Below are 23,209 nucleotides of genomic sequence, written 5' to 3'. Positions count from 1 at the left end.
AACCATGCCTTGTTTATCCCGATAGTCACCAGCCAGCTTGCGGGCATATCCTCTGCGCTAACCGAGGTATGCCGCCCCACAATGTATCAGATCACCACCCATTCAACCTTCACTGACCAGACTGACCGCTTTGATATAGGCGTATATCTGCTGCTCCGGCGCCAGCGCCAGACGGGTGGCGGAGCGACTGGTGATCCGGGCCAGCAGTATCTGCTCACCCAGCGCCAACTGCAACAGGGTCTGGCCGGGGCGCACCTCGCGCACCGCCATCAAACGGGTGGTGAGACAGTTGGAGAGACTGGAGTGCTCGATAGGCGCCGTGGCGATCACCACATCCCGCCCCGCCACCTTGATCTGCAAGGGGCCACTCTCGTCCGGCATCCGGTTCATGGTGACCCGCAATGTCTGCTCGCCGAGCTGCAGGGTCGCCATCTGCTCGTCGTCATCGTAGTGGGCCAGGGTGGCATCCAGCATCACACCGGCATCATCGCGACTGGCGAGCGACAGATCCGTGCGGGCAAAGATCTCGCTCGGCCTGCCTTGCGCTTCCACCCTGCCACCTTCCAGCAGCACCAGCTGATCGCAGAGCAGGCTCACCTCCTCCATGGCGTGGCTGACGAAGATCATGGGGATGCCGCTTTCGCGCTGCAACCCCTTGAGCACGTGGGCCTGATGGATGCGGCTGCGGCTGTCCAGCGCCGAGAAGGGCTCATCGAGCAGCAGCAGATCGGGCTCAGCCAGCAGCGCCCGCCCCAGCGCCACCCGCTGACGCTGGCCGCCGGAGAGACCATGGGCCGGCTGCGCCAGCAGATCGGCAAAGCCGAGTCGCGCCGCCAGCGACTCGGGCTGCCAGCGCCCTCGCCCCTTGCGGGCCGCCAGATGCAGATTGCCGAGCACCGTCAGATGGGGGAAGAGGCGCGAATCCTGAAACACCAGTCCGATACGGCGTGCTTCGGGCAGCAGTTCAGCGCACTCCCGATCGCCCCACCACAAGCGATCCCTGCTTTGACGATCGAGCCCAGCCATGATGCGCAGCAGTGTGCTCTTGCCGCAGCCGGAAGGGCCAAACAGACCGAGAATCCCCCCCAGCTCAAGCGCCAGTTCGCAATCGAGGGTAAAGGGGCCAAACTCGCGCCGGGCATGGAGGTTCAGGGGATGGCGGCACGGGGCATTGTCTTGCGGAATAGTAGCTGGCTGGCTCATCCGAACAATCTCCGCTGCCGGCGCTGCAATACGCCATAGACCAGCACCAGCATCACCAGCGAGAAGCCCATCAGGCCGCCCGCCAGATAATGGGCGTGTCGGTAATCCATCGCCTCCACATGATCAAACAGGGCAATCGAAAGCACTTGCGTCTCTCCAGGGATATTGCCGCCAATCATCAGCACCACACCAAACTCCCCCAGGGTGTGGGCAAAGCCGAGGGCCGCCGCCATCACGAAGCTGGGCAGGGTCATCGGCAAAATAATGTGGAAGAAGCGCTCGACCGGCCCCAGCCCCAGGGTGGCGGCGGCTTCCAGCTCTTTGTTGCCCATGTTGACGAAAGCGGAGGTGAGCGGCTGCACCACGAACGGTAGCGAATAGAGGATGGAGGCAAGCAGCAGGCCGAGAAAACTGAAGGCGAGCGGAGCGCCGAAGGTGTCGCGCCACCAGGCACCAAAGCCATATTCGGGGGAGAAGGCGAGCAGCAGATAAAAACCCAGTACAGTGGGGGGCAATACCAGCGGCAAGGCCACCAACGCCTCCACCAGAGGCCGCAATCTGTGCTGGCTGCGGGACAACCACCAGGCCAGCGGCGGCGACAGCAGCAATAATATGCCGGTGGTACAGGCTGCCAGCTTGAGGGTGAGCCAGACCGCCAGCAGATCCCCTTCACTCATCGGACTCACCCTCAACGCCAGGTTCAGCACCAGACACGGCAAACGAGCCGCACTCCCAGAAGACCTGATCCTGAGTCAGGCAAGCCATCGCCAACAGATCTCTACTCATCGTCCGGCTCCCGGTTGAATGCAGCCAACGGCATGGTGCCTATCCTCATTGCAAAGAGTGGCCGACCCGAAGGCCGACCACTCAGGGTATCGCGTCAGCCCCATGCCCTTATCGGGGCAGGGCATAGCCCGCGGCCTTGATCTGCGCCTGGCCCGGCCCCTTGAGCCAGGCGACCAGCGCCTCCACCGCGGCCCCTTTCTTCAATACCAGCCCCTGTTGCTCGATGGGGGGGTAGAAGCTCGCTGGCACCGCCCAGGCTTCGCCGGTCTTGCCCGCTTCCACCAGATTGGCCCAGGCGACGAAGCCCAGCTCGGCATTGCCGGTATCGACAAATTGCCAGGTCTGGCCGATGTTGGCACCGGTCAGCAGCCGGTACTGCTTGGGATCGATCTTGAGATGGGTGAGGGTCGCCATGGCGGCGGCACCATAGGGTGCGGTGCGGGCATTGGCGATGGCAAGGTTGCCCTTCCAGCTGCGCAGGGTCGCCTCGTCAGGAGCAGGCCCCCCCTTCTGCCACAGTCCCAGCTGGCCGATGGCGTAGGTGAAGCGATCGCTCCCCTTGCCCTCTTTTTCCAGCTTCTCGGGAGTCGCCACATCGGCGGAGAGGAAGAGATCGAACGGCGCGCCGTGACTGATCTGGGTGTAGAGCACTCCGGTGGCGGCAGACGAGATGGCCAGGGTATGGCCGGTCTTGGCAGTGAACGCCTTGCCGATGCGCTCCATGGTGCCCTTGAAGTTGGCAGCCACGGCCACCTTCACTTCATCGGCCTGCACGGCACCGATATGCAAGGTGGCGGCGCAGACCCCTGCGATGACAACAGATAACAGCGGTTTCATTCCCTTTCTCCTGATGAGGCCCGAACATCCGCGCCCCTAAGCGGGGCCGTGGTTCCCGTTGAACCTTCGCCCCTCGTGATGAACAGGTCAGGCTTGCCAGCGGGCAGCGGCGGCGTTGTCGCTATCCTTGGCCTCGACCCAGCGTTGCCCCCCCTCGGCGGTCAGCTCTTTTTTCCAGAACGGCGCCCGGGTTTTCAAGAAATCCATGATGAAGTGACAGGCATCAAAGGCGGCATCACGGTGGGCGCTGCTCACCGCCACCAGCACTATCTGATCGCCAAGCCACAGCTCGCCGATGCGGTGGATCAGGGTGCACTCCTGCAACGGCCAGCGCTCGCGGGCCTCATGCACGATATCGGCCAACGCCTTCTCTGTCATGCCTGGGTAGTGCTCGAGGGCCAGCCCCTTCACCTCCTCCCCCTGATTGAAGTCGCGCACCTTGCCAACGAAGGTGACGATGGCGCCACTGTCGGCGCGGGTGGCGAGGCGGGCATATTCGTCTGCCAGCGAGAAGTCCTCCCGCTGGACCAGAATGCGATCTATGGGTGTCGTGGTTGCTTGAGACATGGCTCAGCCTCCGGTCGTTACTGGAAGGAGAGGGAAGAAAGCCACTTCGTCGCCACCGCACAGCTCAGTGGTGCGATCCACGGTCATTATCTCGCGCATCCTTAACCTCCGGTCGTTACTGGAAGGAGAGGGAAGAAGGCCACTTCGTCGCCACCGCACAGCTCAGTGGTGCGATCCACGGTCATTATCTCGCGCATCCTTAACCTCCGGTCACAGGGGGGAAGAAGGCCACTTCATCGCCGTCATTGATGGGCGTATCGAGGGGCACCAGGGTCTGGTTGACCGCGACCAGCAATTTGCCAGCCTCCAGCGCCAGTGCCCACTTGTCACCGCGCTCACAGAGCTCTGCACGCAGAGCTTCGGCGGTGGCGTAATCGCACGGCAGGCTCAGCTCGTCACAGGCCACCAGCTCTCTTACTTGCGCAAAAAACAGTACCTTGATCATGCGTTATCTCCTGCATTCGATCCCAACTGAAAGTGACCGGACTTGCCGCCCTTTTTCTCCACCAGTCGAACCTGTTCGATCACCATGTCCTTTTGCACCGCCTTGCACATGTCATAGATGGTCAGCGCTGCAACCGATGCGGCCGTCAGTGCCTCCATCTCCACCCCTGTCTTGCCGGAGAGTTTGCAGAGGGTGCGGATATGAACCCTGTTTTGCTCGGGTAACGGCACTATCTCCACCTCGACCCTGGTCAATGCCAGCGGATGGCAGAGCGGGATAAGATCCGAGGTCTTCTTGGCCGCCATGATGCCGGCGATGCGGGCGGTAGCGAACACGTCACCCTTGTGGTGCTGACCGCTCAGGATCAGGGCCAGGGTGTCAGATGCCATGGCGACGAAGGCCTCGGCGCGGGCCTCACGCTCGGTGACCTGCTTGTCGGTCACGTCCACCATGTGGGCTTCGCCGCTTTGGTTGAGATGGGTCAGGTTCATCACGCTCCCCTTTAAGGCTGACATAGTGTTGGGATCAATGACTCGCGACTCAGAGATGGGCCACGAAGTTGCAGGGCTGGGTACGGGCATCGAGCTGATCCCGGATAAGCTGCTCCCAGCCGAGCTGGCAAGCACCGGGAGAACCGGGCAGGCAGCAGACCAGAGTACGGTTGGCGAGCCCGGCCAGGGCACGGCTCTGCATGGCCGACCCTTCGATTTCGGCAAACGAGAGCTGGCGGAACAACTCGCCAAAGCCCTTGACGGTGCGATCGAACAGTACGCCGACCGCCTCCGGCACCCAGTTCTGATCGGTAAAACCCGTGCCGCCATTGATCAGCACCACCTGTATGGTTTCATCGGCAATCCACTGGCTGACCCGGGAACGAACCTGATAAAGGTTGTCGGCGAGCAGGGCACGATCGGCCAGCTGGTGACCTGCTTCTGTCACGGCAGACACCAGATAATCGCCCGAACTGTCATTGGCACTGGTACGACTGTCGGAGACCGTCAACACGGCGATCTTGAGAGGAATGAATGCGCTGTTTTTCTGTCCCATGGGCAGCTCCTGATAGCAAAAGACCGTGAGAAAAGAGAAGAAGAGAGTGGTCAGGATCCCGGCTTGCGGTACCTGCTCTCGGGATGGCCAGTGCCTGCTCGGGCACAACCTTGACCACCGGCTCACTCCCTGCGACTCACGGCGGCCCGATTCTACCAAAACTCGCGCAAGAGGGGGGATTTAAAGGAGGCACAAATACCGTTTCAAGCTGGCTGGCGGGAATATGAACAGACCGGCCAACCCCGGTCTGTTCAAGATGGCTTAAAAGCCCTTTACCCCCGTCATGTCAGGCAATTGGTGAGCTATGCCCTTGTGACAGTCGATGCAGGTGTTCTCGCCACTGGCCAGACTGGTGGAATGCATCTGGGCACCCCGCTTGCCTTGCAAAGAGAAGTCCATGTACTCGAAGTTATGGCAATTGCGGCACTCCCTCGAGTCTGTATCCTTCATGCGTTGCCACTCCCGCTCGGCCATTTCGCGCCGGTGCGACTCGAACTTCTCGCGGGTATCCACCTTGCCAGTCAACATGCCCCACAGCTCTTTCGAGGCCTGTACCTTGCGAATGATCTTGTAGGTCCACTCGTGAGGCACGTGGCAATCCGGGCAACTGGCCCGCACACCGGAACGGTTGGCATAGTGAATGGTGTCGCGGTACTCCACGAACACGTTGTCTTTCATCTCGTGGCAACCGACACAGAACTTCTCGGTATTGGAAGCTTCCATGGCGGTGTTGAAGCCACCCCAGAAGATGACGCCACCGAAAAAGCCCATCAGCAGCAGCACCCAGAGTGCCGCCTTTGACGGTGACTTGAACGTGGTCCACAGACGCTGGATAAAGCCGGGTAATTTCATCTATGGGTTCCTCAGTTCAGTGCTTCGTTCACTGGAGTGTTAAAGGTGTTCCAGACTCGCTGAACAACGCCGAATAATGTCATCTGCGAACTCCTCAGTTCAGTGCTTCAACCGGTTTAAAGGTATTTTCCACCAGCGGCTTGGCATCCGCTTGCGGTACGTGGCACTGCAGGCAGAAGTAGCGACGCGGTGACACTTCACCCAGGGTCATGCCGTCACGGGTCTCAAAGTGAGTGGGACTGATCTTGGGGGCCTTCATCTTGCTGGCATTCTTGAAGCTGTGACAGGCCAGACACTTGTTGACCTTGGTGTCCACTTCATAGTTGCGAACATCGTGGGGGATCAGCGGCGGCTGATGCATGTACTGGCGATCGTAGAGATCCCCGTCCTTGCGAAAGTTCTTCAAAGGGGCGGCTTCAGCCTCCGTGGTGAGATCCGTGCTCCCCCGCTCGGATTTGATCCCCCCTGTGCTATTGGTGATCTCGGGGATGGCGGCCATCAAGGAACCCGCCATCAGGCAGGCCAGCATTGCTCCAATCAGCTTTTTCATTATGTGTTCTCCGACATTTTCTCTGCCTTGACGGCAAAACCTACAGTGATTTCAAAAACTTGCTCCGCGCAGACATCAATGCAACGGCCGCAGTTGGTACACTCTTGAGCCGCAATCAGGGGCCCGTGACCACGCTTGGCACCGTGAACGGGGCCGCGCAGAATGGGGCGCTCCGGGCAGACCGCATAACAATCCATGCAGTTGCTGCACCGCTCGCGTCCCTTGGCAGAAATTTTGATAAACCCGACCCGGTTGACCAGGGCATAGAAGGCCCCCACAGGACAGAGATGACCACACCAGCCCCGCTCCACCACGAACAAGTCGAACAGGAAGATCATCGCCAACAGTGCCCAGCCAGCCCCCATTCCAAACAGCAGACCGCGCATGGCCAGGGACACCGGATTGACCAGCTCCCACACCAGCACGCCCGCAATGGCCGGGGCCACCAGCACCATGGCCAGCAACCAGTAGCGCGTATTGCGACTGAACTGGCCATTGCCCTTGAGGCCAAGTCTGGCCCTGGCCCAGGCGGCGGCATCCGTGACGAGGTTGACCGGACAGACCCAGGAGCAGAACACCCGCCCCCCGACCAGCCAGTACCCCAAGAGCACAATGACAGCCCCGATCCAGAGGGTGGTGATGGGCCAATGACCCGCCGCCACCGACTGCAGCAGGGTCAAGGGATCGCTCAGCGGCACCGTTTCCAGCAACAGCGAACTGGAGAGGTTGCCCTTGAGGATCCAGACACCCGCCAGCGGCCCCAGCAGAAACAACCCCAGCACGCTGAACTGGGTCAGACGACGCAGCAGCAAGAAGCGGTGTGCTCGCCACCAGCCCAGTCGCACCCTGGCCTCTGCTCCCGGATAACGGCTCATAACCCCTCCGGTTTACGGGTCGGCAGTGTGAGCCGCTCACCGATGAGTGACTTGCCCGCTTTGCGCTTCTCTTCCCAGCCGAGCCGGTAGTGATGGCCAAGCTCCCCTTTGGCGAGCTGGCGCGGCACCACCTTGATGGCGGACTCCTCCAGCACGCAGGCATGCTCGCACTTGCCACAACCGGTGCAGATGTCGCTGTGCACCGTCGGCAAAAACATGGCGTGTTTGCCGGTGCGCGGGTTGCGCACCAGTTCGAGCGAGATGGCCTTGTCAATCAAGGGACAGACCCGGTAGCAGACATCGCAGCGCAGACCCAGATAGTTGAGGCAGGTCTCATGATCGATGAGCACAGCCACCCCCATTCGTGCCTGATCGATGTCGGTCATCCCCTGATCCAGGGCTCCGCTTGGGCAGGCCACCACGCAGGGGATGTCGTCACACATCTCGCATGGCACGGCGCGCGCCTGGAAATAAGGGGTGCCCGTGGTGACAGGTTCAAACAGCCGGGCAAGCTTGAGGGTGTCGTAGGGACAGGCGTCGACGCAGAGCCCGCAGCGCACACAGGCACTGAGGAACTCGGCCTCGTCGAGGGCTGCCGGCGGACGCAGTGCCTGGGCGGGCACCGCCGCTGCCTGCTGACGCGCCATTCCGCCCAGACCGACACCAAGCAGGCCCACACCGCAGGCCCCCTTGGCCATGTCGGCCAGAAACTGGCGGCGACTACGACTCATCTCGCGCTCCCCCGCCTTACGCCTTGACGACCTTGACGGCGCACTTCTTGTAATCCGTCTCTTTGGAGAGCGGATCCGTCGCATCCAGGGTCAACTTGTTGACCAGCTGGCTTGCGTCAAAGAAGGGCATGAACACCAGGCCTTTGGGCGGACGGTTGCGACCACGGGTCTCGACCCTTGTCTTCACCTCGCCACGGCGAGAGGAGACGATCACCTCTTCGCCACGGCGTACGCCACGGGCCTTGGCATCTTCCGGGTGCATGAAGAGCACCGCATCCGGGAAGGCGCGATAGAGCTCGGGCACCCGACGGGTCATGGTGCCTGTGTGCCAGTGCTCCAGCACACGACCGGTGGAGAGCCACATGTCGTACTCTTTGTCCGGCGCCTCGGCGGCCGGCTCGTAAGGCAGTGCGAAGATAACGGCGCGGCCATCGGGCTTGCCGTAGAAACGCACCCCCTCGCCCGCCTTCACGTAAGGGTCGAAGCCTTCGCGATAGCGCCACAGCGTCTCCTTGCCATCCACTACCGGCCAGCGCAGACCGCGCGCCTCATGGTACTGATCGAACGGCGCCAGATCGTGACCATGGCCACGGCCGAAAGTGGCGTACTCCTCGAACAGCCCTTTCTGGACGTAAAAACCGAAGGACTCGGACTCGTCATTGAACTCGCCCTTGCTCTGCTCTTTGGGGAACTGATCGACCTGGCCGTTGGCGTAGAGCACGTCGAATAGCGTCTTGCCCTTCACTTCCGGCATCTTGGCGATAAGCTCGGCCGGCCACACCTCTTCCACCGTGAAGCGCTTGGCGAACTCCATCAGCTGCCACAAGTCGGACTTGGCTCCTTCCGGCGGCTTGACCTGCTGGTGCCAGAACTGGGTGCGACGCTCGGCATTGCCGTAGGCACCCTCTTTCTCCACCCACATGGCGGTGGGCAGAATAAGATCAGCCGCTTGCGCCGTGACGGTCGGGTAAGGGTCGGACACCACGATGAAGTTGGCCGGGTTGCGATAACCGGGCAGCGCTTCTTCGTTCATGTTGGGGCCGGCCTGCATGTTGTTGTTGCACATCACCCAGTAGGCGTTGAGCTTGCCATCTTTGAGCATGCGGTTTTGCAGCACGGCGTGATACCCCACCTGCTCAGGGATAGTGCCTTCCGGCAGTTTCCAGATCTTCTCGGCGATGGCGCGGTGCTTGGGATCAGTCACGACCATGTCGGCGGGCAGGCGGTGGGCAAAGGTGCCGACTTCCCGCGCGGTACCGCAGGCAGAGGGCTGACCGGTCAGGGAGAAGGGACCACTGCCCGGAGTGGAGATCTTGCCGGTCAGCAGGTGGATGTTGTAGCAGAGGTTGTTGGCCCAGACACCACGGGTGTGCTGGTTGAAGCCCATGGTCCAGTAGGAGACCACCTTCTTGCTCGGGTCGGCATAGAGCTGAGCCAGTTTTTCCAGCTTCTCTTTCGACACGCCACTGAGCTTGGAGACAGACTCCAGGTCGTAGTCCGCCACGAACTTGGCGAAGTCATCGAAACTCATCGGCGTGGAGTCGCCATTGCCGGGATTTTTGGCCCTGGCTTCGGTCGGGTGCGTCGGACGCAGGCCATAGCCGATGTCGGTGGTCCCCTTGCGGAACTGGGTGTGCTTGTTGACAAACTCCCAGTTCACTTTGTCGTTCTGGATGATGTAGTTGGCGACGTAGTTGAGGATCGCCAGATCGGTCTGGGGCGTGAACACCATGCCGTTGTCTGCCAGTTCGAAGCTGCGGTGCTCGAAGGTGGAGAGCACATGCACCTGCACATCCGGGTTGGAGAGGCGACGATCGGACATCCGTGACCAGAGAATGGGGTGCATCTCGGCCATGTTGGATCCCCACAACACGAAGGCATCGGCCTGCTCGATGTCGTCATAGCAACCCATGGGCTCATCCATGCCGAAGGTACGCATGAAGCCAACCACGGCGGAAGCCATGCAGTGACGAGCGTTGGGATCCAGGTTGTTGGTACGAAAACCCGCCTTCATCAACTTGGCGGCGGCGTAGCCTTCCCACACAGTCCACTGACCGGAGCCGAACATGCCGACGGCGGTGGGGCCCTTCTCTTTCAGGGTCGCCTTGAACTTCTCGGCCATGATGTCGAATGCCTGATCCCAGCTGACAGGGGCAAAGTCACCATTCTTGTCGAACTTGCCATTGGTCATACGCAGCATGGGCTGGGTCAGACGATCCTCGCCATACATGATTTTGGAGAGGAAGTAGCCCTTGATACAGTTGAGGCCACGGTTGACCGGCGCATCCGGGTCACCCTGGGTCGCCACGACACGCCCATCCTGGGAACCCACCAGCACGGAACAGCCGGTACCGCAGAAGCGGCACGGGGCTTTATCCCACTTGATGGCGGTCTTGTCGGTACTGGTGATCAGGTTCGCCGCCAGGGTGGGGGCACTGACACCGGCCACGGCTGCGGCAGCTGCCACCGCGTTGGCCTTCATAAAGTCGCGTCGACTCAGCTTCATGACATCTCCTCGCATTGCGTAATCACATCAATGACAGCCATTGTGACGAGCCGCGCTGGCTCAGCTTCATGGCGCTTTATTGCTTTTATCGGGCATCGTGAACCTCGCGGCTCCGGCCTCACGGCGTTTCTATTCCTTGCATTCGACATCGAGATCATCGAACTGGTGGTAAATCAAGGCAGCGGACAGCACGCCCGGCATTGCCTGTATCGCATCAATGGCGGACATGATGGGACGCTGGCTGGGACCTTCCAGCGTCACCACCAGCTTGCCCTCGTCGCTGACAGCGTGGACCTCGGCCCCTTCAAGGGTCGTAATCTGCTGCGCGAGCTGGTGACGAAAGGGGGGTTGGGTCAGCACCACCAGGCTCGATACATGGAACTCTTGGTTCATTGTGGCTCCTGCTTCACACATACATGATTCATGTTGGAGCCTCGGATCTGGGCACACCAACCCGGATGCTGCCCACCGGGCAATCCATCACGCAGGCGCCACAACCGGTACACGAGGCGGTATCTATGCTGGGAGTCGGCACGCGGCCCAGCATGGGAGAAAAGCGGATCGCACGGGTTTCGCAGCTGTCCTGGCAGCGCTGGCAAAAGACCTGCGCACTGGCCAGACAGTTGGCTTCAATATGGGCTATGTATTGCCAGGGCGCCTCCGTCACGGAACGAAATACCGGCGCCTTGCAAGCTGTGACGCAGTCACCGCAGAAGGTGCACTCACCACGCAGGAAGTCCACCGCAGGGAAACCACCGTCACCCTTGATGAGGATCTGCTCCGGACAGGCCGTCAGACAGTCACCACAACGGGTACAGTCGGCCACAAAATCGGGCCAGGCGACGGACCAGGGCAACTGCACCTGAGGCTCGCTCGATGTCAGGCGTCCCCGAAACAAACCACGACGTGACAGGTTGACCCTATCCGGCATATCGACTCCTTCCTGGTGGTAACGTCTGGTGCCATATAGCGCACAAGCGAGTCTCATGACAGGCATTTTCAATACCTATTATAAGAGTGGGTGTATATTGCGGCCCTGACAAGTTCAGGGATATACCACCAGGGAGATAAACAGGGGGGATTATTGCGCTGGATCAAACCCTTGGCGCAGGAACAAAGAATGGGGGCAGGTCAAAATACCCCCATTTGAGGATTGCTTATTAATCGATGGCTATTTTTGCGGAGGGGTTGGCGGCTTAACCGCCGATGGAAGCCAGATGAGGGGTCATACCGGCATTCCCCTCATGCAACCTGTGGGTGGCCGCCTTGCCGATGAGGGCCTGACGAATGCGCTGTTGCAACGCATCCTGCTGGCTGTCGGCTGACAGCAAGTCACGCAGTTCCACCCCGTTATCACCGAACAGACACAGGTGCAGCTTGCCCACTGAGGAGACCCTCAACCGGTTGCAACCGGCGCAGAAATCCTTGCTGTAGGGCATGATGAGCCCCACGCCCCCCAACGAAGCCGGATGCATGAATACCTGCGCCGGACCGTCATCAGTACCGCGCAACTGCTGTACCCAGCCGCCATCCAGCAGCCGCTGCTTGATGAGCTCGCCGCTGGCGTGGTGGTCACGAAACAGGGTGTCCATCTCGCCGGTCTGCATCAGTTCGATGAAACGCAGCTCGATGGGCTTGTGCCTGATCCAGGCCAGAAATGCATCCAGCTGATGGTCATTGAGCCCCTTGAGCAGTACCGCATTGATCTTCACCGATTTGAAGCCGGCGGCCAGCGCCGCCTCAATACCATCCATCACCTCCGCCAGCTTGTTTTCACCGGTTATCTGGTGAAACTGGCGGGGATCCAGGCTGTCGACGCTGACATTGAGGGCGGTGAGGCCCGCATCGAACCACTCCCGGGCCCGCTCTTTCAAGCGATAGCCATTGGTGGTCATGGCCACCTTTTCGATACCCGGGGTATTGGCCACCGTCTCTATGATGGCGGTGAAATCACGACGCAGTGACGGCTCCCCCCCGGTCAGACGCACCTTGCGGGTGCCCATGGCGGCAAAGCCGGAGACAATGCGGCGGATCTCATCGAGAGACAGGAACGACTTTCTACCCTCGGGACGATAACCGTCGGGCAAACAGTAGGTACAACGAAAATTGCACACGTCGGTAACCGACAGGCGCAAATAGTAAAAACGACGGGAAAAACCATCTTGCAGTGGCAACATAAACACCTTTCCAAATACGGGAGGCCAGGGCATTTCTTTCCTGACCCTTACAGCTCGAACATCGGCTGACGGCGGCTTTCCCCTATCCCAAGGACTTAGGCAAAACAGCTCGGAGTTCATCTAGTTTTTCGATGCTAGCACAAGTTGGAGTACACTCCCACGCAACTTTATGGGGTTATTGCCAGAGGTCGGGGACGCCAGCCAGCATGGGAAAATGGTTCAAAGTACATTCGGTCAGCAGCGCCATCGGGCGTTCCATGGTACTCATTCTGTTCATGGCGAGCCTGATCGCCGTCGTGGCCATGGTGACCCTGTTTTACTCGGTGCCCGATGCCAAGGCGATCAACCTGTCGGGTTCGCTGCGGATGCAGGCCTATCGCATGGCCTATGAAATAGAGCAGGGCCAGCCAGTGCTGGGACGGCTCGATCAGTTCGAACAGACCCTGCATGCACGCGAGCTGCAAGAGACACAGCGTTGGATTACTCCAGCCTCCCTGCGCCGTACCTATGGCGAGGTGTTGCTGCAATGGCAGATGATGCGCGAGCACATCGAGAACGCCACCCCCAAACGCTACACCGACAATGCGGAACAGTTTGTCGCGGCCATCGATGATTTCGTCAATCAGATGCAGTACCACGTGGAGTTCAAGGTGCGCATGCTGGCATTGGCGGAGGGGCTGGGCCTGCTCTCCATCATCACCATCGCCTGGTTTACCGTGCGCTTCACCCGTCAGCAGGTGGTGGCACCGCTAAACCAGCTGGTCTATTGCGCCCGCCAGATCCAGCGCCAGGAGTTCGATCTCACCCTGCCTCCCCATTGCGAGAATGAACTGGGAGAATTGTCGGCCGCCTTCGTCACCATGGCAGATGAGCTCGGCAAGCTCTATCGGGAGCTGGAGAGCAAAGTAGAAGAGAAAACGGCCAAGCTGCAACAGGCCAACGACACCCTCTCCTTTCTCTATTCCACCGCCCAGAAGCTGCATGCGGCGCCGCTGAGTCGGCGCACTCTGCTCAAACTACTGGAGCGGGCCGCGGCCCATCAGCACATAGACCATATCCGGCTGACCCGCTTTGAACACAACGCCATGCCGGACTTCATCACAGGCCGCAAGGGCTGGCCCGGCGATCTCGACTCAGTGGTGAGCTTTCATCTGCAGATGGATGAGCAGGAGTACGGCCGGCTCGACATGATAAGCACTCACCCCATCGACGAGCGGCTGATGAAAAACTTCTCCATGCTGCTGGCCCAGGTGCTGCACAAGGATCAGACCCTGCTGCAACATCAGCGGCTGTTGCTGATGGAAGAGAGAGCCGTCATCGCCCGCGAGCTGCACGACTCGCTGGCCCAGGCGCTCTCTTACCTCAAGATCCAGTCCACTCTGCTCAAACGCTCTTTTGCCAAGGGCGATACCGCCAAGGCAGAGGCGGCCATGCAGCAGATCGACGAGGGACTCAGCAGCGCCTACACCCAGCTGCGCGAGCTGCTGGGCACTTTCCGCCTCAGCATCGGCGATGCCAATCTGGGGGAAGCCATCAAGGTGATGCTGGAGCAGCTCAAGCCTCAGACCCAGGCCGAGATCAGGCTCCATTACGGTCTGGCTGACACGGATCTTGAAGCGGGTCAGCACATTCATATTCTGCAGCTGATCCGTGAGGCAGTGCTCAATGCCATCAAACATGCCAGCGCGCAAGTGATTGATGTTAGCTGTGAGACCCTCGCCGATGGTAACATTCAGGTTCAGATTTCAGATGACGGTGTTGGAATAGGGATCGCAAGCTCGGCGGTCAACCACTATGGCCTCAGCATCATGAATGAGCGAGCCAGCAAGCTGCATGGTCTGCTGACCATCAGCGAACAGCCGCCCAGAGGCACCTGCGTACATCTGACCTTTCCCACCAGCCTAACAAGAGATGCCTGATGGACGAGATGAAATATAGTGTTCTGGTCGTGGATGACCATCCCCTCATGCGCAAAGGGATTGTGCAACTGCTGGCCCTGGAAGAGAACATAGAGGTGATTGGCGAGGCGTCCAACGGCACCGATGCCGTCGCCATGGCCAAAGAGTCCGAACCGGATCTGATCCTGCTCGATCTCAACATGAAGGGGCTCTCCGGTCTGGATACCCTCAAGGCGCTGCGCACCGAGGAAGTCACCTCCCGCGTGGTGATCCTGACCGTCTCCGACGCTCGCCAGGACGTGGTCGCCCTGCTCAAGGCCGGCGCCGATGGTTACCTGCTGAAAGATACCGAGCCAGAGATGTTGCTGGCCCAGCTGGCAGACGTGATGACCGGCAAGCAGATCCTGAGCGAGCCGCTGCGTCCCTACCTCGAGAACATCTACGAGCTGGACCACCTGCAACAGAAGCTGGAAAGCTTAACGCGTCGCGAAATGCAAATCCTGCGCGAAATTGCAAAGGGCCTCTCCAACAAACAGGTCGCTTCCGTGCTTCATATCTCCGAAGGCACGGTCAAGGTTCACGTCAAGAGCCTGCTGAAGAAACTCGAGGCCCAGAGCCGCGTGGAAGCGGCTGTCATGTACCTGGAGCAGCGCAACTAACGCGCCTGGCAGAGCAGGCAACCGAGCGCCTTGTTGCGCTCTATATTCATGCCTTGACCAAACTGAGAAAAAACCAAAGCCCCGCATCGTCGGGGCTTTCCTTATCTGCGCTAAATTTGCCCGAATCTGCCATCTGCGCTAAATCCGCCCGAAACCGGGCCTGCCACCCTTTGCCTCTGCAAGAAGCAAGATGGGCGACCACATAATCCCGCTTGTGTGGAAGCGGGAGTCACCCACCGATTCACCACATCCGTCACTGCGACACACTTCTATCTTCTCGTGCCCGAACAGGGCTCCCCTGCCTGCTCGCACCTTGCACTCAGGCCAGCGGCGCGGCTCACAAGCCGCCGCAACGGCCATGCGCATTTTGCACTTGGCTCTTTGCAAGATGCGATGCGCTTCAATTCAGGACGCGAAGAGAGTGGGGACCAAGTAACCAGGAACCGGCCGTATTCAGCTGACTACGGGGTCACATCGGCAGAAAATATAAAAACATAGACTACTGATTATTAATAAATTTAATCCTAAAACTGGATACTGACGCCCCCATTCCGAGGCTTTTATCATCCTCTGGCACAGTCGCTGCATTGTCCTATTCAGCAACTACTCAATGGAGGACGGAACATGAAACTTCAACCTTTGGCATTGTTCCCCTTGCCTTCCCACATACTGCCTGGTGGCAAGCTTCCGCTGCGTTTGTTTGAACCGCGCCACCTGCAGATGCTCAAAGAGTCATTCATCAATGACCAGGGGTTCGGCATAGTGATGGAAGAGGCGACCACCACGGGTAAATCCGGGCGGATCCTGCCGGTCGGCACCCGGGTCAAGGTGACCGATTTTTATACCCTGAATGATGGTCTGCTCGGCGTCACTGTGCTCGGCATGGAACGCTTCTGCATTCATGAGATGGAAACGGACGAGATGGGATTGCGCCGTGCCAGGGTCGAAGCCCTGCCGAACTGGCCAAGCGCCCATTCAGACTTCAGTGACAAGCCGCTGGTCACCCGGCTGCGGGAAGTGTTCGAGCAGTATCCCGAGCTCGATGAGCTCTATCCGGACAAGCAGTTTGACGATGCGGCCTGGCTCTGCCAACGCTGGCTCGAGATCCTGCCCATGCCGATCTATGAAAAACAGATGTTGATTGCCAAACAAAATAGCGAAGCGGCTCGTCAATTCTTGCGCCGACTGATCGCACAGTGAGTCAAAAAGTCTTTGCAAAATGCGAATATTCCCACAATGAAAATAACAATTTCGCATTTTGCAAACAGCGGATAGCAATAAAAACAGACAATACCGCTGCAAGCCGCTTAAACAGGTTCTGAAAAAGTTGGCACGACTTTTTCATATAGAACAGTACAACCCGATTTATCCCGTGCTCTCTTCAGTATTTGCTGAAGAATTGGTCAACCACCCAGGTTGACCATTTTTTTTACCTGCGATCCGGCAGTTCGGGATGAAAATAGCGTTGCAGGCACTCTCTCAGCCGCATCAGGCTGATGGGCTTGGCCAGAAAGTCATCCATTCCCTGAGCCAGACAACGAGCCCTGTCCTCGGCCATGGCATTGGCCGTCAAGGCGACGATGGGCATCTTGCAGCCCAGCTCCCGCAGGCGGCGAGTCGCCTCCAATCCATCCATCTGCGGCATCCGCATATCCATCAGGATGAGATCCGGCTTTTGCTCCGCCACCTGGGCCAGCGCTTCCAGACCATTGGCCGCCAGCCGTACCCGGGTCACCAGTTTTTGCAGCATGAGGGACACCACCAGCTGGTTGACCGGGCTGTCTTCCACCACCAGCACATCCAGATCCTGAATGGGCAATTGATCCGGCTCGGGCCGGCTGCTGCACTCGCATGGCAGCGCCATGCCGGGCAGCTCGAACCAGAAGCAACTGCCCTGACCAGGGGCGCTCTGCAATCGGATCTCGCCGCCCATCAGCTCCACCAGCCGTTTGCTGATGGCCAGCCCCAGGCCGGTGCCGGAGAAGCGGCGGGTCGCCGAGCTGTCGACCTGGGAGAAAGGCTCGAACAGGAGCGCCTGATCTTCGGCCGAGATACCGATGCCGGTGTCGGTGACCGAGACTCGCAGCCGCTCATGGCGCCAACCCAGTTGCAAGGATACGCTGCCCTGACTGGTGAACTTCACCGCATTGCCGAGCAGGTTGCTGATGACCTGTGACAGGCGTACCGGATCCCCCTGCAACTGGGGGGGTACTGCCTCATCCACCAGCCAGCGCAGGATAATTCCCTTGCTACTGGCACGCGCTTGCAGCGGCTCGATCAGGGATTGGCACAGCTGGGTCGGGTGCAGGGTCTCGCAATGAAATTCCAGGGTATGGGATTCGATTTTCGAGAAGTCGAGCACATCGTCGATGATGGTTTGCAGCAGGCGTGCCGAGTGGGTGGCATGTCCCAGCAGAGTCTGCTGCTGGGGTTCAAGCTGGGCGTGCTGCAACAGGTCCAGCATGCCCAGCACCGCATTCATGGGGGAACGAATTTCGTGGGTCATCATGGCCAGAAACTGCGACTTGGCGCGGTTGGCTGCCTCGGCCTCATCTCGTGCCCGTGCCAATTCCTGCTCGCGGCGGATCTGGTTGCCCACATCCCGCGCAGTCCCCCGATAGCCGATGAATACACCGGCGGCATCGAAGCAGGGCTCGGCGTTGATCTCCATCCAGCAGGGGCCCTTGACCAGGCTGACCTGGGCCCGTACCGCCCGTACCGGCAGATGCAGCGCGATGAGACGACGGTACTTGCCCCACTCGGGATCCCGTCTGTCATAGGCGTAATCGTAGAGGCTCTGGCCGGGCTGATGCACCAGCACGTCCCCGTGATAGCCGGGCGCCGACACATAGCTGAGCCTGTGCTCTGTGTCCGTCTCCCAGAACCAGTCGGAGGCCATGCCAGCAAAGCTGCGAAAACGCTGTTCGCTGGTCTGCAACGCCAGGGTCTTGAGTTCAACCTGTTCTTGCAGCCGGGCACGATAGGCGATGTTGACCAGGGCCTGGGAGATGAGCGGGCGGCAGCGCTGCATCGCGGCCTTGCTCTTGAGATCGAAGGTACCCATGACGGCGTGACGGCAGATGAGAACACCGGAGAAACCGGGGGCGCGCAGCCCCGTCATCATGACACTGGCCCAGCCGGATACGTGGGCCAGTGGCGCCAGCTCAGGCAATTGGGTGGGATCATAGATGACCAGTGTTTCCCCCTCGATGGCGCGGGAGAAGAGGGGCGTCAGTTGCCAGTCCCGACCCACTTCGCCATCCTGGGTACTGAGGTGAGTGACGCCGACATCCCCCTCCCAAGCCACCACGTCTGCATGTTCGAAACCGATGAAGGGCTTGAGCACCTGGATCAGACTGTCCAGCACCTGCTCCAGGGTCTGGGCATCGGCCAGCGTAGCCACGCCACACAGCAGGGTCTGCGACTCCTGGCGATATTTGGCCTCGCGTTCCCGACAACGCACCAGCTCCACCAGCGTGGTCTGCAGCTTGTCCCCGAGGGCTTCCAGTTCGGTATTACCTATCATCTTGTTTCCAGCGCCATATATCAGCTGTCGAGGAAGATCACGCTCGATACCATCAGGTTGCCGTGTGCCAGCTCACCGTGGGGTAAACGCCCCTGCTCACCGAAGGTAAACGGGGTAATAAAGGGGATATCCCCCAGCCGTGTGTGAAATTGGTCGACGAATTGGCATAAGCTATCACCAAGAGCCAAGCGACAACCAGCACAAAAGATCACTAGGGCCCCGAACGGCCGCATCTCTGTGGTCATGCCGTATTCGGGTTCGATGCGGGTAGCGTTCAGACTCCGCTGCAACAGCCCCTCCTGGCTGCTGTACATCAGCAGCAATTTCTCCCCGATCTGGGTATCGGTAAAGAGGCGCAAACCGCCCCCTTCTGTCACCGCCTCCGGGTGGGAGAGCTTGTAGTAGGGCATGTCGTCCAAAGTGCCCACCTGACGAGCCAGCGGCGAGAGCGTTGTCTCCCGCAGTATGGGCCCCACAGGCCAGGGCGTGGTTCGTCCAATCCAGCGGGCATAGACCTCGGCGGCAGGCGCATGATCAATGGTGAGGATCTCCCGTCCTGCCAGGGCGGTAATGGTGCCACGATGCTCGGTAGGGACATAGCTGGAGTGGAACTGGAACGCCAGCTGGCACTCAGGATAGAGCACGGCCAGCGCGACGCCCTCGCGGGCACTGCCCTCATCCCAGCACAGCTGCCAGTCACCGCCGACGCTGTTGTCCGCCGCCGAGCCCCCCACGACAGGGACGGTCGTGCCCAGCTCGGCTTCGATGCTGGCAAGCATCGCCTCCTCCTGACCTGGACTGGCGTGCAACAAGATGAGCTGGGGCAATTCGCCGGGACGCCCGCCATCGGCGATGGCACTGCGCAGCAACTGGCGCACATCCACGTCATCACCCGCCTGCCCGGCCACCCCGTAGGCACCCTTGTCATCATAGAGAGCCGCCACCGCCAGCCCGAATCCCTGACGAGCGTGGTGCCCTGTCTGGGTCATGACACCGCCGCAGGAGCTGCAACCTATCAGTCGAGTGGTTGGGAACTGCAGTTTGAGGTGGCGACGCAGTTCCTCGGCATCGTGGGCTTGGGTAAAATAGACCAATAACAGCGAAGGGGAATGGGGTGCTTGAGCGAGCAGCCGCTCACTGACCTGCCGCGCAGCCAGCAGGGAGGTCTCTTCAAGAGAGTGAGCCGTCAGAAAGTTCAACACCATCTCCTAGTTGTTCATGATGCTGGAGGTAAGCAAAAATCATACCTTAATCAAACAATTATCCCGTTTCGTCGGCTAGAATGGCCCTCGATTGAGCCCAACCACAGGACAGCTGCATGTGGCAGAAAAATATCAATGACTTTGACCGGGTCGTCGCCATCGGTGGTGGCCACGGCATGGGCCGTGTGCTCTCCTCACTCTCGTTTCTCGGCCAGCGCCTGACCGGTATCGTCGCCACCACGGACGACGGCGGATCCACAGGACGGCTGCGCAAGAGCCAGGAGTGCATCGCCTGGGGAGATCTGCGCAACTGCCTCAATCAACTGGTCACCGACCCCAGTATTGGCAGCCTGCTGTTCGAATACCGCTTCGCCGGCCGCGGCGAGCTGGCGGGCCACAACCTCGGCAATCTGATGCTGCTGGCGCTCGATAACCTCTGCGTACGCCCTCTTGATGCTATCAAGCTCATCAGTGACATGCTGAAAATAGAGTCACAATTGTTACCCATGTCAGAATTTCCCACCGATCTGTGTGCCCACACCTTCTGTGGCAACCAGATCCTGGGAGAGGTCTCCATCGATCAACTCGATACGCCTCCCCTCTCCCTGAGCCTGAGCCCGGAAGTACCGGCGACTCGCGAGGCAGTGCAAGCCCTGGCTCAGGCCGACATGATCATCCTCGGACCCGGCAGCTTCCTCACCTCCATCATGCCGCCCCTGCTGCTGGCCGAAGTGGCACAAGCCATCAACGAGAGCGACGCCATGCTGGTGTTCATCTGCAATCTGGTGGCCGAAAATGGCCCTGCCAGCCAGTTGAGTCTGCTCAATCAGTGGCGCTGGCTGGAATCACGGGTCGGTGCAGGCCGTGTCGATGCCATTCTGGCGCCAGCAGGGGAATATCCTGTCGAGCTCGCCAGCCAGCTGATCCAGGCCGAACTGGGTGAGGCGGACCTCCCCCATCGCCACGATCGACTGAAACTCAAATTGGCGCTGGATAGGGTTATCCAGCAACTAATCAATCAACGCTAGTAACTGGCAAAGACGCGCAGCGATGAACACGGGGTCACTGCGCAACAAGCTCAGTGATAGTTGGCAAGGTGGGAGAGGACCTGAGGCAGGGATTGCTCCAGCTGGGTCAGCAAGCGGGCAACCTCGTCGGCATCTTCGTGCTTGCAGGCCAGCTCCAGTGCCACCACCTGCTGATAGCTGAGCTGGGCACCATAGCTGCCGCAGGACGATTTCATGCTGTGGGCAAGCCGGGCCAGCGCGGGCCAGTCCCGCCGTTCATAGAGAGGCCGAAGCTGGGTGAGCTGCTCACCCACCTCTTCGATGAACACCGAGATCACGACCGGCATCATCTCCTGACCTATATCTTCCGCCAGCTGTCGCAACACTTTCTGATCCAACCATTCCATCCCTCAGCCCTCTCTGGTGGTATTCAAACAGACCATACTATAGATGCCCAACGTGACAGCGTCATCCCTCGCCCATATTCACTTGCTGACCGGCAAACGGTGGAGAGAAGGAAAGTGTGATCGAGCTCTATTAATTTGGTGAGAGGCAGGCGTTATTGAAATATAAACATTGCCAATAAATTAACATTTAAATAACAATAAAGGCCGTGAGAATGATGCAGCTCAGCAACACCTCTCTCATCCCTTTTTGCCTGTATGGCTGCTGCGAAGAACCAGGGTAGGATTCTACCCTGGTATTTTTTTACATTTAAATCAGATGATTACCGAATCTAACTGCCGCATACTCGCTCACCAAGGCGAAACAGGCTGAACTCGCCGGGCGCCATTTTGACCCAATTTTCATTGCCAGTGAGCGGGCGGGTCGCCACCAGGGTGACCACGTCATCCGGGGTTGTCTCGCTCTGAAAATCGATGGCCACATCTTCATCCAGCAGCCGGGCCTCGCCAAACGGAGCACGCCGGGTGAGCCAGTGCAGGTTGTTGCTGCAATAGGTCATCACAAACTCCCCATCCGACAGCAGCATGTTGAATACCCCGAGTCCGCGCAATTCATCGCACAGGGTCGCCAGATAGCGAAACATGGCGGGGAAATTGGCGGGACGCTTGGGGTATTTCTGCTCAAGTCGGTTGAGCAACCAGCAAAAAGCATGTTCGCTGTCGGTGTCTCCCACCGGACGGTGCCGCCCGGTTGCAAGTCGCTTGTAGCCGGTCAGCTGGCCATTATGGGCAAAGGTCCAGTAGCGGCCCCACAGTTCACGGGTGAACGGATGGGTGTTTTCCAGCGACACGCAGCCGCGGTTCGCCTGCCGGATATGGCTGACCACGGCGCGACTCTTGATGGGCAACGCCTGTACCAGCTTGGCTATCGGCGACTGGGCACTGGGCTCGGGATCCTTGAAGGTGCGAAACCCCCTCCCCTCATAGAAGGTGATCCCCCAGCCATCCTTGTGTGGCCCCGTCTTGCCGCCGCGCAGCATCAGACCGGTAAAGCTGAAGCAGATATCGGTCGGCACATTGGCACTCATGCCGAGCAGTTCGCACATAACCAGCGGACTCCTTATTACTTGGCCATCTCTTTTTCGACCAACTGGATCAAGATATGAATCACCTTGATGTGCACTTCCTGAATGCGGTCGGCATAACCAAAGTGCGGCACCCGGATCTCGACATCGGCCAGACCCGCCATCTTGCCACCATCCTTGCCGGTCAGCGCTATCACCTTCATGCCCTTGGCATGGGCGGCTTCGATGGCCTTGAGGATATTGCCCGAGTTGCCACTGGTGGAAATGCCGAGCAAGACGTCACCGCGACGGCCGACCGCTTCCACATAACGGGAGAACACATAGTCGTAGCCAAAGTCGTTGGAGACGCAGGAGAGGTGGCTGGGATCGGAAATGGCAATACCGGCATAGCCTGGACGGTTCTCGCGATAACGGCCAGTCAGCTCCTCGGCAAAATGCATGGCATCACAGTGGGAGCCACCATTGCCACAGGAGAGCACCTTGCCTTCCTGTTTAAAGGAGTCTGCCAGCAGTTTGGCGGCTGCCTCTATGTTCTTCAGATTCTGCTCATCTGCCAGGAACGCCTGGAGCACGCCAGCAGCTTCGGTCAATTCATTGCGGATCAGTTCTTGGTACATGATGTCTCTTCCAAAATGTGGGCGGCGTCATTGTCGCACAAGCCAATCCAATCGTCGCCCCCCAGCCAGCCAAGATGCCGCCTGCAGGACGTTATGCCGCTCACAGCGTGAAGGTAACGAGCTTGTAAACAGCTTGATAAGTTTGTGCGTATGAATTACAACAGGGGCCATATCCAACAGGTCAGACCTCTGGATCAGTTAATCTACTGCTTAGCCAACTTCGGCAACTCATGCA

At 59.5% G+C, this 23,209-nt stretch carries 24 protein-coding genes and 1 riboswitch; of the genes, 4 read left to right on the top strand and 20 right to left on the bottom strand.

Going from position 1 to position 23,209, the window contains the following annotated elements; translation table 11 throughout:
* Positions 1-102: 102 nt before the first annotated feature.
* The 15 genes from modC to moaA form a co-directional block, all read right to left on the bottom strand.
* On the bottom strand, positions 103-1,203 hold the full coding sequence (gene modC, locus GWQ29_RS08955) for a molybdenum ABC transporter ATP-binding protein (protein ID WP_275919247.1): 1,101 nt from the start codon (positions 1,201-1,203) through the stop codon (positions 103-105).
* Positions 1,200-1,880, bottom strand: coding sequence for a molybdate ABC transporter permease subunit (gene modB / locus GWQ29_RS08950; protein WP_275919246.1), 681 nt, complete (start codon positions 1,878-1,880; stop codon positions 1,200-1,202). The genes modC and modB overlap by 4 nt, the downstream gene beginning before the upstream one ends.
* A 217-nt stretch (positions 1,881-2,097) precedes the next feature.
* On the bottom strand, positions 2,098-2,826 hold the full coding sequence (modA, locus tag GWQ29_RS08945; RefSeq protein ID WP_275919245.1) for a molybdate ABC transporter substrate-binding protein: 729 nt from the start codon (positions 2,824-2,826) through the stop codon (positions 2,098-2,100).
* Between the two features lie 87 nt (positions 2,827-2,913).
* A complete protein-coding gene (gene moaE, locus GWQ29_RS08940) occupies positions 2,914-3,393 on the bottom strand; it encodes a molybdopterin synthase catalytic subunit MoaE (protein ID WP_275919244.1) in 480 nt (159 codons plus the stop codon).
* A 199-nt stretch (positions 3,394-3,592) separates the two neighbouring features.
* Entirely contained in the window at positions 3,593-3,838 is a 246-nt protein-coding gene (moaD, locus tag GWQ29_RS08935) for a molybdopterin synthase sulfur carrier subunit (protein ID WP_234592804.1), read from the bottom strand.
* Positions 3,835-4,329: a cyclic pyranopterin monophosphate synthase MoaC gene (gene moaC, locus GWQ29_RS08930; RefSeq protein WP_059113847.1), complete on the bottom strand. Its 495-nt coding sequence runs from the start codon at positions 4,327-4,329 to the stop codon at positions 3,835-3,837. The genes moaD and moaC overlap by 4 nt, the downstream gene beginning before the upstream one ends.
* A 49-nt stretch (positions 4,330-4,378) precedes the next feature.
* Positions 4,379-4,885, bottom strand: a complete 507-nt coding sequence (gene moaB, locus GWQ29_RS08925) for a molybdenum cofactor biosynthesis protein B (RefSeq protein WP_159165998.1) — start codon at positions 4,883-4,885, stop codon at positions 4,379-4,381.
* Between the two features lie 261 nt (positions 4,886-5,146).
* Entirely contained in the window at positions 5,147-5,737 is a 591-nt protein-coding gene (locus GWQ29_RS08920) for a cytochrome c3 family protein (protein ID WP_005309887.1), read from the bottom strand.
* 94 nt (positions 5,738-5,831) lie between these two features.
* The gene (locus GWQ29_RS08915; protein ID WP_005309884.1) at positions 5,832-6,287 is read right to left on the bottom strand and encodes a nitrate reductase cytochrome c-type subunit; all 456 of its coding nucleotides are present in this window, start codon (positions 6,285-6,287) and stop codon (positions 5,832-5,834) included.
* On the bottom strand, positions 6,287-7,162 hold the full coding sequence (gene napH / locus GWQ29_RS08910; RefSeq protein ID WP_275919243.1) for a quinol dehydrogenase ferredoxin subunit NapH: 876 nt from the start codon (positions 7,160-7,162) through the stop codon (positions 6,287-6,289). The genes GWQ29_RS08915 and napH overlap by 1 nt, the downstream gene beginning before the upstream one ends.
* A complete protein-coding gene (napG, locus tag GWQ29_RS08905; RefSeq protein WP_005309879.1) occupies positions 7,159-7,893 on the bottom strand; it encodes a ferredoxin-type protein NapG in 735 nt (244 codons plus the stop codon). The genes napH and napG overlap by 4 nt, the downstream gene beginning before the upstream one ends.
* 16 nt (positions 7,894-7,909) lie before the next feature.
* Positions 7,910-10,399, bottom strand: coding sequence for a nitrate reductase catalytic subunit NapA (gene napA, locus GWQ29_RS08900; protein WP_125596359.1), 2,490 nt, complete (start codon positions 10,397-10,399; stop codon positions 7,910-7,912).
* 129 nt (positions 10,400-10,528) lie between these two features.
* Positions 10,529-10,792 (bottom strand): chaperone NapD, encoded by a 264-nt coding sequence (locus GWQ29_RS08895; protein WP_275919242.1) that lies wholly within the window; start codon positions 10,790-10,792, stop codon positions 10,529-10,531.
* Positions 10,793-10,820: 28 nt separating this feature from the next.
* The gene (gene napF / locus GWQ29_RS08890; protein ID WP_275919241.1) at positions 10,821-11,330 is read right to left on the bottom strand and encodes a ferredoxin-type protein NapF; all 510 of its coding nucleotides are present in this window, start codon (positions 11,328-11,330) and stop codon (positions 10,821-10,823) included.
* A gap of 265 nt (positions 11,331-11,595) precedes the next feature.
* Positions 11,596-12,576, bottom strand: coding sequence for a GTP 3',8-cyclase MoaA (gene moaA / locus GWQ29_RS08885; RefSeq protein WP_005309868.1), 981 nt, complete (start codon positions 12,574-12,576; stop codon positions 11,596-11,598).
* A riboswitch (molybdenum cofactor riboswitch) is annotated at positions 12,564-12,703 on the bottom strand. (Overlaps the previous gene by 13 nt.)
* A 79-nt stretch (positions 12,704-12,782) precedes the next feature.
* Between moaA and narQ the strand changes: the two genes are divergently transcribed.
* The 3 genes from narQ to GWQ29_RS08870 all read left to right on the top strand — a co-directional run bounded on the left by narQ (position 12,783) and on the right by GWQ29_RS08870 (position 16,333).
* Positions 12,783-14,495, top strand: coding sequence for a nitrate/nitrite two-component system sensor histidine kinase NarQ (narQ, locus tag GWQ29_RS08880; RefSeq protein ID WP_275919240.1), 1,713 nt, complete (start codon positions 12,783-12,785; stop codon positions 14,493-14,495).
* A complete protein-coding gene (narL, locus tag GWQ29_RS08875; protein ID WP_017411638.1) occupies positions 14,495-15,133 on the top strand; it encodes a two-component system response regulator NarL in 639 nt (212 codons plus the stop codon). The genes narQ and narL overlap by 1 nt, the downstream gene beginning before the upstream one ends.
* A 624-nt stretch (positions 15,134-15,757) precedes the next feature.
* Complete coding sequence (locus tag GWQ29_RS08870) at positions 15,758-16,333, top strand: LON peptidase substrate-binding domain-containing protein (protein ID WP_005309859.1); 576 nt, start codon at positions 15,758-15,760, stop codon at positions 16,331-16,333.
* A 229-nt stretch (positions 16,334-16,562) separates the two neighbouring features.
* On the opposite strand, the gene GWQ29_RS08865 is transcribed toward GWQ29_RS08870, so the two are convergent.
* The gene (locus GWQ29_RS08865; protein ID WP_059168586.1) at positions 16,563-18,659 is read right to left on the bottom strand and encodes an ATP-binding protein; all 2,097 of its coding nucleotides are present in this window, start codon (positions 18,657-18,659) and stop codon (positions 16,563-16,565) included.
* 20 nt (positions 18,660-18,679) lie between these two features.
* On the bottom strand, positions 18,680-19,864 hold the full coding sequence (locus GWQ29_RS08860) for an FIST N-terminal domain-containing protein (protein ID WP_058395001.1): 1,185 nt from the start codon (positions 19,862-19,864) through the stop codon (positions 18,680-18,682).
* 113 nt (positions 19,865-19,977) lie between these two features.
* Between GWQ29_RS08860 and yvcK the strand changes: the two genes are divergently transcribed.
* Positions 19,978-20,889: a uridine diphosphate-N-acetylglucosamine-binding protein YvcK gene (yvcK, locus tag GWQ29_RS08855; RefSeq protein ID WP_275919239.1), complete on the top strand. Its 912-nt coding sequence runs from the start codon at positions 19,978-19,980 to the stop codon at positions 20,887-20,889.
* Positions 20,890-20,939: 50 nt separating this feature from the next.
* Here the strand turns inward: yvcK and GWQ29_RS08850 are convergent, their stop codons facing one another.
* The 3 genes from GWQ29_RS08850 to lpcA all read right to left on the bottom strand — a co-directional run bounded on the left by GWQ29_RS08850 (position 20,940) and on the right by lpcA (position 22,974).
* The gene (locus tag GWQ29_RS08850; protein WP_005309846.1) at positions 20,940-21,275 is read right to left on the bottom strand and encodes an Hpt domain-containing protein; all 336 of its coding nucleotides are present in this window, start codon (positions 21,273-21,275) and stop codon (positions 20,940-20,942) included.
* 329 nt (positions 21,276-21,604) lie between these two features.
* Positions 21,605-22,378 carry a class II glutamine amidotransferase gene (locus GWQ29_RS08845; RefSeq protein WP_005309844.1) on the bottom strand — a complete coding sequence of 258 codons (774 nt, stop codon included), beginning with the start codon at positions 22,376-22,378 and terminating at the stop codon, positions 21,605-21,607.
* Positions 22,379-22,395: 17 nt separating this feature from the next.
* Entirely contained in the window at positions 22,396-22,974 is a 579-nt protein-coding gene (gene lpcA / locus GWQ29_RS08840) for a D-sedoheptulose 7-phosphate isomerase (RefSeq protein ID WP_005309841.1), read from the bottom strand.
* Between the last annotated feature and the right edge of the window lie 235 nt (positions 22,975-23,209).

Origin of the sequence: Aeromonas sp. 2HA2 (assembly GCF_029237345.1) — a bacterium.
Taxonomy (GTDB): Bacteria; Pseudomonadota; Gammaproteobacteria; order Enterobacterales; family Aeromonadaceae; genus Aeromonas; species Aeromonas salmonicida.
This window is presented reverse-complemented; position numbering and strand designations above follow the sequence as displayed.

Bases quoted from the DNA above. Each gene is read 5' to 3' on its own strand.
- napA (WP_125596359.1), bottom strand. From the start codon at position 10,399: ATGAAGCTGAGTCGACGCGACTTTATGAAGGCCAACGCGGTGGCAGCT.
- GWQ29_RS08915 (WP_005309884.1), bottom strand. From the start codon at position 6,287: ATGAAAAAGCTGATTGGAGCAATGCTGGCCTGCCTGATGGCGGGTTCC.
- GWQ29_RS08920 (WP_005309887.1), bottom strand. From the start codon at position 5,737: ATGAAATTACCCGGCTTTATCCAGCGTCTGTGGACCACGTTCAAGTCA.
- GWQ29_RS08850 (WP_005309846.1), bottom strand. From the start codon at position 21,275: ATGGAATGGTTGGATCAGAAAGTGTTGCGACAGCTGGCGGAAGATATA.
- napH (WP_275919243.1), bottom strand. From the start codon at position 7,162: ATGAGCCGTTATCCGGGAGCAGAGGCCAGGGTGCGACTGGGCTGGTGG.
- moaD (WP_234592804.1), bottom strand. From the start codon at position 3,838: ATGATCAAGGTACTGTTTTTTGCGCAAGTAAGAGAGCTGGTGGCCTGT.
- yvcK (WP_275919239.1), top strand. From the start codon at position 19,978: ATGTGGCAGAAAAATATCAATGACTTTGACCGGGTCGTCGCCATCGGT.
- moaB (WP_159165998.1), bottom strand. From the start codon at position 4,885: ATGGGACAGAAAAACAGCGCATTCATTCCTCTCAAGATCGCCGTGTTG.
- napF (WP_275919241.1), bottom strand. From the start codon at position 11,330: ATGCCGGATAGGGTCAACCTGTCACGTCGTGGTTTGTTTCGGGGACGC.
- modB (WP_275919246.1), bottom strand. From the start codon at position 1,880: ATGAGTGAAGGGGATCTGCTGGCGGTCTGGCTCACCCTCAAGCTGGCA.
- narL (WP_017411638.1), top strand. From the start codon at position 14,495: ATGGACGAGATGAAATATAGTGTTCTGGTCGTGGATGACCATCCCCTC.
- napG (WP_005309879.1), bottom strand. From the start codon at position 7,893: ATGAGTCGTAGTCGCCGCCAGTTTCTGGCCGACATGGCCAAGGGGGCC.
- moaA (WP_005309868.1), bottom strand. From the start codon at position 12,576: ATGTTGCCACTGCAAGATGGTTTTTCCCGTCGTTTTTACTATTTGCGC.
- lpcA (WP_005309841.1), bottom strand. From the start codon at position 22,974: ATGTACCAAGAACTGATCCGCAATGAATTGACCGAAGCTGCTGGCGTG.
- moaE (WP_275919244.1), bottom strand. From the start codon at position 3,393: ATGTCTCAAGCAACCACGACACCCATAGATCGCATTCTGGTCCAGCGG.
- moaC (WP_059113847.1), bottom strand. From the start codon at position 4,329: ATGAACCTGACCCATCTCAACCAAAGCGGCGAAGCCCACATGGTGGAC.
- GWQ29_RS08865 (WP_059168586.1), bottom strand. From the start codon at position 18,659: ATGATAGGTAATACCGAACTGGAAGCCCTCGGGGACAAGCTGCAGACC.
- GWQ29_RS08845 (WP_005309844.1), bottom strand. From the start codon at position 22,378: ATGTGCGAACTGCTCGGCATGAGTGCCAATGTGCCGACCGATATCTGC.
- GWQ29_RS08870 (WP_005309859.1), top strand. From the start codon at position 15,758: ATGAAACTTCAACCTTTGGCATTGTTCCCCTTGCCTTCCCACATACTG.
- GWQ29_RS08895 (WP_275919242.1), bottom strand. From the start codon at position 10,792: ATGAACCAAGAGTTCCATGTATCGAGCCTGGTGGTGCTGACCCAACCC.
- modC (WP_275919247.1), bottom strand. From the start codon at position 1,203: ATGAGCCAGCCAGCTACTATTCCGCAAGACAATGCCCCGTGCCGCCAT.
- GWQ29_RS08860 (WP_058395001.1), bottom strand. From the start codon at position 19,864: ATGGTGTTGAACTTTCTGACGGCTCACTCTCTTGAAGAGACCTCCCTG.
- modA (WP_275919245.1), bottom strand. From the start codon at position 2,826: ATGAAACCGCTGTTATCTGTTGTCATCGCAGGGGTCTGCGCCGCCACC.
- narQ (WP_275919240.1), top strand. From the start codon at position 12,783: ATGGGAAAATGGTTCAAAGTACATTCGGTCAGCAGCGCCATCGGGCGT.